Genomic DNA, 11,939 nt, shown 5'->3' with positions numbered 1-11,939 from the left:
GAGTTACGCAGTTCCCGACTGATGGTGGATACATGAGGCGATACCCCGTATCCGCGTTTGTTGCACTCGTCGCTCCGTCTCCCGTGTTCCTGGCTGATGATGGAGGTGGGCGCCGATGAACCCACCGACGTGCGACGAACTGGACGATAGCCACGTTCTGGTCGCAGCGCAGTGTGTGTTTAGCACGACCGAAGCAGCACGCTGCCATCCGGGTGCACCCACGAACCGTCTGGCGCATGCTGCCGCCACGCGGCTGCGGCACCGGTGTCGTGCGGATGGCATTGCTGTGTGGGCAGCGGTACACCCCTGGGTGTCGGTGACCACGGGCTTCCTCATTATTGATGACATGACGCTGGACACACTGTATCGCCGGGCGATGGCGCTGGTCACGCGCCATTGGTCGGGCAACCATCAGCGGGTGGTGGTGGGCATCAAGCTGATCAGGATGCTGTGGAGCGATGGGAACGCTCACTGCCCTGCGACGTCCGTGTCTACGCCAACGCACACGACAGGTTGACCAAGAACGACCACGTCCGGGCGATGGTGCAGGCAGCAGCAGCACGGGGCTTTCACCCCCACCTGCTCGCCGTCGATAGCTGGTATGCCAGCCTGGAGCACCTGAACCTGGTGCGCTCGCTGCCCTGGCAGTGGCTGACCCACCTGAACGCCAATCACCTCGGTGATCCCGATGGGTCGGGCAATCGACCGAGCAGGGACGTATCGGTTCCAGCTGAAGGCGCGGTCGTGCATCTGACGGGCGATGGCGTCAGCGCGGTGGTCGCGATGGTCACTCCAGACGGTGGCAGCGACGACTGGGCCACGAGCGACCTGGCGATGGGTGCCGACCAGGGTGCGGAGGACGCTCGCTCTCGATGGCGCAGCGAAGCGTCCCATCGCGGTATCACGCAGGACTGCAGCATCGAACGCGCCCAGCACCGCGCCGCCCGTGCCCAGCGGAATCCTATCGGTCTGGTGCTGCGGGCCTTCCTCCGCCTGGCATGTCACCGGTTGCGGACAGGCAGGTCGTGGGGTGCGGCCAAAGCCGCCATTGTCCGTGAGGCAATACGGGCCTCCTTGGCCCATCCACGCTCTACCCAGCTCTCAACTGCGTAACTCATGCTTACTTTAAACAACTCTCTCTGTCTTTTTACCTTTTCTTAATAATTATACAAGTTTCTCATAATGTCTACATGCTACGGTACGACCGTTTGTATTGGCTTCGTTACTGGGAGGGTATGTAATCGTTATGCTGTGGAATGCTCGATACCCATTACTCCTTCTTCTGATTGGCTTTGTGCTGGCGGCATGTGGGTCTGCACCCCAGGCTGCCCCCGCCCCGACTGCTGCCCCTGCTGCTGCAACAGACACCTGCCCAAGACCACCTGAGATGGACGCCCGTTTTTGTGATGAAGATGGTGATCTAGTGGCTGACCCGCCAAAAGATCGATCACAGTGGGTGAATCCAGATACGATTATTTTTGCCTACACACCGGTGGAAGACCCGGCTGTGTATCGGGTTGCCTGGGCCGATTTTCTTGCCTATCTGGAGCAAGTGACCGGTAAGAAGGTTGAGTTCTTTGCTGTCGACTCAAATGCAGCGCAGCTTGAGGCGATGCGTGCCGGACGTCTCCACGTTGCCGGGTTCAACACCGGAAGTGTACCTTTTGCCGTCAATTTTGCCGGCTTTGTTCCCTTCACAATGATGGCAAAAGCAGATGGTTCGTTCGGCTATGAGATGGAGATCATTGTACCGGCCAACAGCGATATTCAGTCAATTGAGGACTTGAAGGGACGTCAGATTGCCTTTACCGAACCGACCTCGAACTCAGGCTATAAGGCACCCTCAGCACTCTTGTCGTCCCAATTCAACATGGTTGAAGGGCGTGATTTTAACGCGCTCTTCTCCGGTGGTCATGACAATTCAATTCTCGGTGTGGCGAACGGTGATTACGAAGCGGCTGCGATTGCGAATTCGGTTATGAAACGAATGATCGAGCGTGGCGTGATCTCTGCCGATCAGGTACGTTCCATTTACCGCTCACAAACCTTCCCGACGACCGGCTATGGTTATGTGTACAACCTCGATCCCGAACTGGCTGCTAAGGTACGTGAAGCATTCGCAACGTTCAACTGGGAAGGAACATCGCTCCAGCAAGAGTTTAGCAAATCGGGAGAGGCACAGTTTATACCGATTACATACCAGGAGTACTGGGCAGTTATTCGACAGATCGATGCTGCCCTGGGTGTGAAGTACGTACCGTAAAGGAGATTTGGTTCGAGCGAGGCGGATGACTCGATCATCCGTCTCGCGTGTTTTATATCAGGAAACCATTCGTATGCTGAGGATAGAACAACTGGTAAAGAAGTACCCAACTGGTGATACGGCGTTGAAGGGGGTTGATCTGACCGTACCTGAAGGGCAGGTGCTGGCATTAATCGGCCCTTCAGGTGCCGGCAAAAGTACGTTGATCCGTTGCGTGAATCGTCTGGTTGAACCGACTTCTGGTCGTATCTGGCTGAAAGACACTGAGATTACAGCCCTCAATCATGCGCAATTGCGACGTATCCGGCGGCGGATTGGAATGATCTTTCAAGAGTATGCCCTGGTTGAGCGGTTATCGGTGATGGAGAATGTCCTCTCTGGGCGACTGGGGTATGTGAATTTCTGGCAGAGCTGGTTTCGTCGCTTTCCGCAATCCGATATCGATCAAGCATTTATGCTGCTCGATCGAGTTGGTTTGGGCGAGTTTGTGGATAAACGGACTGATGCTCTTTCTGGCGGTCAGCGTCAACGGGTTGGGATTGCTCGTGCTTTAATCCAGAATCCAGATTTGCTTTTGGTTGATGAGCCAACAGCAAGTCTTGATCCAAAGACATCACGACAGATTATGCGTTTAATTACCGATTTGGCCCGTGAACGGGGACTGGCTGTTATTATTAATATTCACGATGTCCCACTGGCCCAGATGTTTGTGCAGCGTATCGTTGGTCTGCGGGCGGGCGAGATTGTGTATGACGGTTCGCCAGACAATCTGTCATATCAGCAATTGACCGAGATTTATGGTGAAGAAGATTGGGGTCAGAAACGAGACGTTGAACTGCGGGATAGCGAAGCCTCTGCGATCGAGAATGAGCGAACAGTATGAGGGTAAACCCTCAGGATTAACAATATGGCGACAACGATCTCCTCTTCAACCAGCCGACGCTGGCGTAAACCACCATGGATTAAAAACTCCTGGCTACGATGGGGACTTCTGATCGGCAGTCTGACGTATCTGGTACTTGCGATCAGCTCGATAGCTGTAGATGGCAATCGGCTGGTTCGTGGTTTACAGCGTGGTGCCCAGATTGTCAGTGCCTTCCTCCAACCGGATTTTGCGTCGCGTTGGAGTGATATTCAAGCCGGTGTCTTGGAAAGCCTGACGATGACAGTAGTTGCCACCGTGGCGGGAGTACTTCTGTCGATACCAATCGGCCTGGGAGCAGCCCGTAATATTGCACCGGCACCGGTGTATCTGGTATGTCGTGGTCTTATCATTCTTTCGCGCACATTTCAGGAAGTGGTCATTGCTATCGTCTTTGTCGTCATGTTTGGCTTTGGCCCCCTGGCAGGTCTCTGTACACTGATCTTTGCTACCGTTGGCTTTCTGTCCAAGTTATTGGCTGAAGATATTGAGGAGGCCGATCCTGCCCCACTGGAAGCAATCAGGGCTACCGGTGCTTCCTGGTTGAAGCTCATTACTTACGCCGTAGTACCGCAAGTAGCGCCTCGACTGGTAGGTCTGAGTGTGTATCGCTTCGACATCAACCTGCGCGAGTCGGCGATCATTGGTATTGTGGGGGCGGGTGGGATTGGCTCGACGTTGCAAACAGCCTTCAGTCGTTACGATTATGACGTAGCCAGTGCAATCTTAATTGTGATTATTGCGCTGGTGATGATAACTGAACTCATCTCTGGTGAAATTCGTAAGAGGTTGCAGTAATGCCGGTACGTATCAGTGGTCAAACAAAGCTCTGGCAGCGCTACGACACCCAGACTCGTCTACGAATCTGGGCTGGCTGGTTGGGTGGTACCATCGTGACCCTCATTTGCTGGAATGTCATCTCAGGATCAACCCGTTGGGAGTTTGTTGCCGATGCGTCACAGCAGCTTGGTATCTTTTTACAGCGCATGTTTCCACCTGACTGGAGCTATGCTGGCCAGTTGTGGCAACCGCTCTGGGATACCGTGAATATTGCGACACTCGGTACACTGCTTGCTGTAGTGCTGGCATTCCCGCTCAGTTTTCTTGCAGCGCGCAATACAACACCCCACCCGTTAATCCGCTACCTTGCTTTGCTGATTGTTGTGGTATCGAGATCGGTGAATTCGCTGATCTGGGCATTGATTATTGTGGCGATTACCGGCCCTGGCAACCTGGCCGGCATTATCGCAATTGGCCTGCGTTCCATCGGTTTCATCGGTAAACTGGCGTATGAGTCAATCGAAGAGACGAGCCGTGAGCCGGTTGAGGCAATTACTGCCACTGGAGCCAGTCCGTTGCAAGTGTTAAGCTACAGTATTTTGCCCCAGGTTATGCCGAGCTTTGCAGGAATCAGCGTTTTTCGCTGGGACATCAATATTCGTGAGGCGACGGTTCTCGGTCTGGTTGGCGCAGGAGGAATTGGTCTCAATCTCAATTCAGCAGTGAATTTGCTGCGCTGGGATCAGGCCGCAATGATCTTTGTCGCCATTTTTGGGTTGGTGCTTATCAGTGAATGGGTTTCGGCAAAAGTGCGGCAAGCGATCATTTAGACTCTGTGCGAATTGTTGCCATAGCGACAAGAGAGACGGGGAGCGAGAAGTTATTTCTTTCGATGATCACGCACGACCAGCCGGGTCAACGGCATGACCGGCTCCTGATCGTGAGTACGACTAGTGCGGAGCCGCGCTGCCGCACTCCACATGACGCGAAACGCGCGTGACGAGCGGGCAAGGCAGCTAGAACCTGTTTCAAAAACATCTCCTGTGAAGGTATCTCATTCATTGCCGACCGAATTCTATGATCGTGACGAGCACACCTGGCATTCGCGTGACTAGCCGGGTTAACGATGTGACACGTGCCGGATCGTGTGTACGGCTGGCACGGCAGCATGGCTGCCGCACTCCAAACGACGCCACACGCGGATGATGAGCAAACAAGGCAACCTATCCAGCGCGTGATGGCACCGGAGATGGTTATGAGAGCGCGATAGTACAACTTTTTATGAAATAAGTTCTAATCCAACGAGTGACAGCTCCGGATGGTCGTCAAACCGCGCCTTTCAGAATATTGGGGATAGGTTTTTTACATCACAAAAGAAACACTCCCCACGCACCGGTCGCCTGCGTGGGGAGTATGGAGGCTACAATACTACCAGCTATACCCGCTTGAAGTAGACGATAACCTTAAAGCCCGACTGTACCCCTTCCATGGTGAGCGCATACAGTCCCTTCGGCAACGATTGTGGCTCAAAGATCATCAGACCGTAGAAGCCATCGGCGTCGGCTGTTTTATCGCCTATCACCTCAAGGCCAACTACCTGACCGGTTTCTACCTGCGTGATATACGTGCCTACCCGTTCACCGGGGGTAAAGCCAAAACCACCGGCAGCAATCTCGGTAACGTCATCCGTAATACAGGCAGTGGTGATCTCACCATTGATCGGCGCCGGAATATCGGCGCAGGGATCGGCCGGAGCCGGTGGTGGCGCTGGTGTTGGTGGTTGCGGGGCAAATGCCTCGCGACCTACCAAACCCAGCAGGACAACATCAGGCCCAAGATTGGTGTGTAATTCAAACCGTGCCCGCTCGAACCACTGGGTCAAGACCGTATCACCGGAAGAGTTGGTCTCCAGACGTGGCTCGGTGAGCGGCAATCCAAACAGGGCCAGGCTCTCAGCCTCGCTAAAGCCACGCCGTCCGTCGAAGTCCAGGCCATGCGATTGCCAGTAACGCAGAAATGCATCGCAGATCAGGTGTTGTGTCTGTGCAAGGTAGCGACAACCGGCCTGCGATGTGGTTGGAGCTTTGGGTTCGTTCTGCCAAGGTGTACCCCGTCGCTGCAAGAGATCGTCGCCTAGCCGACCGAGCAAAACGTCGTAGGGGCGTGCGTTCTCTGGATGCAGCTCAAAGCGATTGCGCTCGAAGATTTGCACCAGCCGCACCGTGCCTTCAACCTCTTGCTGGAAAGCCGGTGTTATCGGAAAACCAAACACCGGTAGCCCACCATTCTGCTGCCAATATTCGGCAAATCGTCCTTCAATACAATCGGGAACTTCATTGAAGCAGATGCGGTTCTGTGCCTGAGCTGGCACAGCCGGCATCAGCGCGGTCAATAACGTTGCTACAACTGCGATAAACAACAGGTGCAGCCAGCGCGACCTCATAAAAACCTCCATGCAGTTTCAAGAGTATATAAGGATGTGACTGGCCCTTGCATTATACATGAGGTAAGTCGCAAAGTCAAACATGTGTTCGATAGTTAAAAATTAGCTAAAAATAATTAAGAGATAAAATGTTTTTATGGTATCGAAAAATACCTGGCAAATGCCTTGCGGTGATCAGCATAGTGGGTTCGCAATTCAGTGATGTTGAACTCAGACAGGTGGTGGACGGACCTTGTGCAACTATCTCTTAACTAACAATTGTCATGTATTTCGTTTCTAAAGCCGACTCTTTTGTTATAGTAATTACAGGAAATCTTTCACAATTAACAGGCAAGGAGGCCAGTTATGCTACCCAAAACCCCGGTTAACGAGCGCGGTGAAGTGCAGTTTCCTGATCCGCCGTTCGTGCAGGCGCTCTTCAGCAGTACGAAGTTCGCGTGGTTGTTCTTAATTATTCGGCTCTTCTTAGGTTATTCATGGTTAACATCTGGTTGGGGCAAGTTGAATAATCCTGCCTGGATGGAAAGTGGTGCAGCTATTCTGGGTTTCTGGAAGAATGCAGTCGCTATTCCCGAAACCGGGCGACCGCCAATCGCTTATGACTGGTATCGCTCGTTTATTCAGTTTCTGATCGATACCGAATCGCACACCTGGTTTGCAAAACTGATCGTCTACGGTGAGATTCTGGTCGGTATCGGGCTGATCGTTGGTGGTCTGGTCGGCTTCTCGGCTTTCTTCGGCGCACTGATGAACTTCAACTTTATGCTGGCGGGGACGGCCAGTACCAACCCGGTGATGTTCACTCTGGCCATTATTCTGATGCTGGGCTGGAAGGTTGCCGGTTACTACGGCCTTGACTATTACCTGCTCCCACTGTTGGGTACGCCGTGGGGACGCAACAAACCAGTACAGACCAGTCCGGCGTCTGCGTAAATCCTCAGCACTCGTCGTAGGCGAAAGGGCAACAGGAGCACCGGTTGACACCAGTGCTCCTGTTTTACGGTGTAGCAAACATTTGTTCTTGATCCGGAGTCAATGCTCTCACCAATGGCGACGTGCGTTGAGATGACAACCACGCCGCCTATGGCGCCCGACTCTGCATCCGCGCTAGTTCTTCATCCACGACCTTTTCATCAAGCTTCTTGAAGAGCGGCTGCGGTTGGCGGAGCGCCTGCCCCACCGGTAACGCTGATGGTTGCCAGCGCCCGACCCATTCTGCATAATTGCCGGTCAGTACGCGATGAACGCAGCCATCAGCTTCGGTGACATCGCGGAAGAAGAGCGGGCCGGCGATGTAACCGTCATACCCCAAATACTCGTGCAGGCGCTGGCTGGAGAAGGGCAGGAACGGTGTGAAGATGATCTTGAGCGTATCAACGCAACGCAGGGCGACGTACCAGATGGTTGCGGCACGCTCGCGATCACTCTTAATCACCTTCCACGGTTCCTGTTCGCTCAGATAGATATTCACCTGCGCGGCCAGCCGCATCGCCTCGTTCAGCGCAGCCTTAAAGCGGGCTGTAGCCAGCAGATCGCCCACCGTTTCCAGACCGCCGTTCACCTCGTGTAACAACTGCTCGTCAGGTGCGGTCAGGGGGCCGGGTTGGGGGACGCTCCCAAAATTTTTGTAGACATTGGTCAGTGTGCGATTGACCAGATTGCCCCACGTTGCCACTAATTCGTCATTGTTCCGGCGCACAAACTCGGCCCAGGTGAAATCGGTATCTTGGTTTTCTGGCCCGGCGATGGTCAGAAAGTAGCGCAGCGCATCGGCATCGTACCGGCTGAGAAAATCGTTGACGTAGATGACAATCCCACGCGAGCTTGAGAACTTCTTCCCCTCCATCGTGAGAAATTCACTCGATACGACGTTGTACGGCAATTGAAGGGGAACGCCTTGATAGGTTCCACTCGGATCGGCACCAAAATCACCACCGGCCCCATAACCGAGCAGCATTGCCGGCCAGATCACCGTGTGGAAAACGATGTTATCTTTGCCCATGAAGTAGAAATGGCGGGCAGCCGGGTTTTGCCACCAGGTACGCCAGGCATCGGGTTGACCACTATTGCGTGCCCATTCGATGCTGGCCGACAGGTAGCCGATCACTGCGTCGAACCAGACATAAATCTTTTTATCGTCACGATGGGCATATTCCGGCAGGGGAATGGGCACACCCCACTCCAGATCGCGCGTGATGGCCCGTGGTTTGAGTTCTTTCAAGAAGTTGAGCGAGAAGTTGCGCACGTTCGGGCGCCAGTGGGTTTGCTGATCAATCCAGGCGTGCAACTGTTCGGCAAACGCCGGCAGATCGAGAAAGAAGTGTTCGGTAGGTTTGAACACCGGCGGTTGTCCATCCACCTTCGAGCGCGGATTGATGAGGTCGGTTGGATCGAGCTGGCTGCCACAGTTATCACACTGATCGCCACGTGCTTCGTCGTAGCCACAGTTGGGACAGGTGCCTTCGATGTAGCGATCGGGAAGAGTACGGCCAGTTGTGGCCGAGAACGCACCCAGTGTCTCCTGGCGAATGATATAGCCCCGCTCGTAGAGCGTGCGGAAGATGTCCTGGGTTACCGCATAGTGGTTTGCGGTTGTCGTGCGCGTGAAAATATCGTAGCTCAAACCAAGATTGTAGAGATCGTCGCCGATGATTTTGTTGTAGCGATCAGCAATCGCCTGGGGCGTGGTTCCTTCTTTGTCGGCAACCAGCGTAATCGGCGTACCGTGCTCATCAGTGCCCGAAATCATCAGCACGTGGTTCCCCCGCAAACGGTGGTAACGGGCAAAAATATCAGCCGGGACACCAAAACCGGCAACGTGGCCGATGTGACGCGGCCCATTGGCATACGGCCATGCAACGGCAACCAGGATATGTTCAGGCATTGTATCACCTCAAACGTCAATCAATAACAACTGACGAACGTGCTTCCAATGAATCTTGCGGCAGAGCACTGTGAGTATATCTGTGGTAAAGGAGAAAGGCGGTCAGGCCGCCATGTAACCGCGTGCAGTCAGGCGTAAACCGCACCAGCGGGCGGGGAAAAAACCGTTTTGCGTTACAGGGTCGCGCGATTGGTGTACCATGGTAGCTCCACGTGCAATGATTGCTGGTAATCTAGTATAACAGATTGTAGCGCGTTTGTTGTGCGCTATGCGTCCGTAATGTACTCAAAACGTGGAACGCTGCGTCGTGACACCGGGCCGGGCTTGTGGGGCAAGTATACACAACTGACGCAGGGAGCTGATGAGGATGAGTAATCCCACGTACCAGGTATGCTGTGTTAGCTGTGTTCTGCAAGGGATGACCGGGCATCTCTACTGGTGGGAAAGATGAGAACAGCGGTGCTCTAATGATTGCTGCTGGTTGTGTCTGGGTGACCGGGCATCTCTACTGGTGGGAAAGATGAGAAAGCCGGGGAAGGTGGGGCAAGCGATTTACCACCTTCCCCTCTCTGCCTGCTCAGCCATAAGGCACGGAGAGTGAGCATCGACAAGTACACACGCTTCATCTCGATCCAGCCCAACATCGGCGAGTGCGGTTGGATCGTTGCGCGGTTCGAGATGGGTGAAGACCGTGCTGTTTGGCACCGCAGCCCGCACTACCGCTTCGACCTGCTCGGCCATCGCGTGGGCCTGTTGGATACTCCAGGTGTCGGGCACAAGAAGGTGAAACGAGATAAAGCGCCTTGCGCCTGATTGACGAGTACGCAGGGCGTGGTAATCGCACCCGTAATTGTTGAGATCGGCGAGTGCATTGTGGATTGCCGCCAGCTCGCTCGCCGGCAAAGCGGTATCCATCAGCCCCAGGACAGCACGGCGTACCAGCCCGATTCCGGTGAAGGTAATATTCACCGCTACTGCCAGTGCAATCAACGGATCGAGGACATACCAGCCGGTGAGAGCGACCAGACCAATGCCGGCCACCACTGCCAGCGATGTCCAGACATCGGTCAGCAGGTGTTGACCATCAGCTTCGAGAGTGAGCGAGTCGTGGCGCCGTCCGGCCCGCAACAGAACGATGGCTACGCCGCCGTTGATCAGGGTAGCAATACCGGCGACCAGCAAACCGGCGACGGTATGATCGAGTGGTTGTGGAGATAATATGCGCTGAATGGCTGTCCAGCCAATCCCCATGGCGGCAATAATGATGAAGACACCTTCCAACGCACCGGCAAAGTATTCGGCCTTGCCGTGCCCGTAGGCGTGCTCTTCATCGGCGGGGCGCGCAGCAATCGTTAACATAATCAATGCAATGACAGCCGCAGCCAGGTTCACCAGCGATTCGAGGGCATCGGCCAGAATACCGATTGAGCCGGTCAACCAGAATGCGCCTGATTTAAGACCAATGGTCGCGATGGCAGCGCCAATTGCGAGCCAGGCATAGCGGGTTAGCGTTTGTCGTTGACTCACCGTTGTGCTCCGCGTTAGTTCCACGTTTCACCAACCAGCATAGCTGGATCATGGCGGTTTTGGCAAGATCGCAGCCGAATCTTCGGGAAGCGCAATCGGCAATTTTGCGAAGGCGAAACTTTCAGATACGGGACGACATACACCTCTGTGGCCTCTGTGTCTTGGTGGTGAAACATCCCCTCGCACTATCACGCTCTCGTGTATACTACGAGTAGTATGGACAACAAGAGTACAATACCTGGCATAAGTGAGTAACGCTATGAAAATCTACACACGCACCGGGGATGCCGGTGAAACAGGTCTGTTTGGCGGTCAGCGAGTTCGGAAAGACGATCTGCGAGTGCAGGCGTATGGCACAGTTGACGAGTGCAACGCGGCTCTTGGTGTGGCCCGCGCAGCCGGCCCTGATCCGGCACTCGATGCCGTGCTGGCCGTTGTGCAGAATCAGCTTTTTGTGGTTGGGGCAGACCTGGCGTCACCCGGTGAGTCGCCGTATATTCCGCGCGTCTCTACTGAGCTAACCGCGTTTCTGGAAGAGCAGATTGACGCGATGGAAGCCGAATTATCGCCGCTGAAGCAGTTCATCTTGCCCGGCGGGCATCCGGTAGCGGCGCATCTCCATCTGGCCCGCACGATCTGCCGGCGGGCCGAACGGGTGGTAGTGACGCTGGCCACCGAGGAAGAGGTGCGACCTGAGATTTTAACCTATCTCAATCGTCTATCGGATTTTCTGTTCGTGGCAGCACGGATCGCGAACGCCAGGGCAGGGGTGAGTGATGTGCCCTGGCAGAAGTGACGATGGTGAACGAAGGGGAGTCTCGGATCGCAGATCGCTAGCGTGGGTGGTGGTAGGGGGCGGGTTGAGAACCCGGCGGGTGGGTTGAGAACCCGCCCCTACGGCAACCGGGTCTGCCGGGGGTGTTGCGACACATCTCCACCCTGACCTGCCACCGCTGGGCTATGCATTACCCACAACCGGTGTTAACCACGTGCGTATCAGCGGGGATGATCGCTATGGGTATTGTTTTGAGCGACTGACCCGGTAGCAGTGCGCCGCTCCAGCCGTGGTATCACGTGCTGAATGGGTTGCTTTACACGTGCATCATGTGCGTGTCGCGCA

Annotated in this window: 9 protein-coding genes and 1 pseudogene; 7 read left to right on the top strand and 3 right to left on the bottom strand. The window is 54.8% G+C overall.

Annotated elements, in window-relative coordinates:
* Positions 1-115 precede the first annotated feature (115 nt).
* The 5 genes and pseudogenes from VAE55_RS04145 to phnE (VAE55_RS04125) all read left to right on the top strand — a co-directional run bounded on the left by VAE55_RS04145 (position 116) and on the right by phnE (VAE55_RS04125) (position 4,795).
* Positions 116-1,113: pseudogene (locus tag VAE55_RS04145) on the top strand (transposase).
* A 274-nt stretch (positions 1,114-1,387) separates the two neighbouring features.
* A complete protein-coding gene (phnD, locus tag VAE55_RS04140; RefSeq protein WP_322814544.1) occupies positions 1,388-2,263 on the top strand; it encodes a phosphate/phosphite/phosphonate ABC transporter substrate-binding protein in 876 nt (291 codons plus the stop codon).
* Positions 2,264-2,336: 73 nt separating this feature from the next.
* Positions 2,337-3,146, top strand: coding sequence for a phosphonate ABC transporter ATP-binding protein (gene phnC / locus VAE55_RS04135; RefSeq protein ID WP_322814543.1), 810 nt, complete (start codon positions 2,337-2,339; stop codon positions 3,144-3,146).
* A gap of 24 nt (positions 3,147-3,170) precedes the next feature.
* The gene (phnE, locus tag VAE55_RS04130) at positions 3,171-3,983 is read left to right on the top strand and encodes a phosphonate ABC transporter, permease protein PhnE (protein WP_322814542.1); all 813 of its coding nucleotides are present in this window, start codon (positions 3,171-3,173) and stop codon (positions 3,981-3,983) included.
* Complete coding sequence (phnE, locus tag VAE55_RS04125; protein WP_322814541.1) at positions 3,983-4,795, top strand: phosphonate ABC transporter, permease protein PhnE; 813 nt, start codon at positions 3,983-3,985, stop codon at positions 4,793-4,795. Before phnE (VAE55_RS04130) ends, phnE (VAE55_RS04125) begins: the two co-directional genes overlap by 1 nt.
* Positions 4,796-5,400: 605 nt before the next feature.
* Here phnE (VAE55_RS04125) and VAE55_RS04120 read toward each other — a convergent pair.
* Positions 5,401-6,408, bottom strand: coding sequence for a hypothetical protein (locus VAE55_RS04120; RefSeq protein ID WP_322814540.1), 1,008 nt, complete (start codon positions 6,406-6,408; stop codon positions 5,401-5,403).
* Between the two features lie 345 nt (positions 6,409-6,753).
* On the opposite strand from VAE55_RS04120, the gene VAE55_RS04115 reads away from it, so the two are divergent.
* Positions 6,754-7,341, top strand: coding sequence for a DoxX family membrane protein (locus VAE55_RS04115; protein ID WP_322814539.1), 588 nt, complete (start codon positions 6,754-6,756; stop codon positions 7,339-7,341).
* A gap of 148 nt (positions 7,342-7,489) precedes the next feature.
* Here VAE55_RS04115 and metG read toward each other — a convergent pair whose 3' ends face one another.
* The gene (metG, locus tag VAE55_RS04110; protein ID WP_322814538.1) at positions 7,490-9,292 is read right to left on the bottom strand and encodes a methionine--tRNA ligase; all 1,803 of its coding nucleotides are present in this window, start codon (positions 9,290-9,292) and stop codon (positions 7,490-7,492) included.
* Positions 9,293-9,844: 552 nt separating this feature from the next.
* Positions 9,845-10,819, bottom strand: a complete 975-nt coding sequence (locus VAE55_RS04105) for a cation diffusion facilitator family transporter (RefSeq protein ID WP_322814537.1) — start codon at positions 10,817-10,819, stop codon at positions 9,845-9,847.
* A gap of 259 nt (positions 10,820-11,078) precedes the next feature.
* Here VAE55_RS04105 and VAE55_RS04100 point away from each other — a divergent pair, with 259 nt between their 5' ends.
* Positions 11,079-11,615 carry a cob(I)yrinic acid a,c-diamide adenosyltransferase gene (locus tag VAE55_RS04100; protein ID WP_322814536.1) on the top strand — a complete coding sequence of 179 codons (537 nt, stop codon included), beginning with the start codon at positions 11,079-11,081 and terminating at the stop codon, positions 11,613-11,615.
* Positions 11,616-11,939 lie beyond the last annotated feature (324 nt).

The sequence above is a fragment of the Chloroflexus sp. genome, assembly GCF_034432675.1.
In the GTDB taxonomy this organism is placed as follows: domain Bacteria; phylum Chloroflexota; class Chloroflexia; order Chloroflexales; family Chloroflexaceae; genus Chloroflexus.
This window is presented reverse-complemented; position numbering and strand designations above follow the sequence as displayed.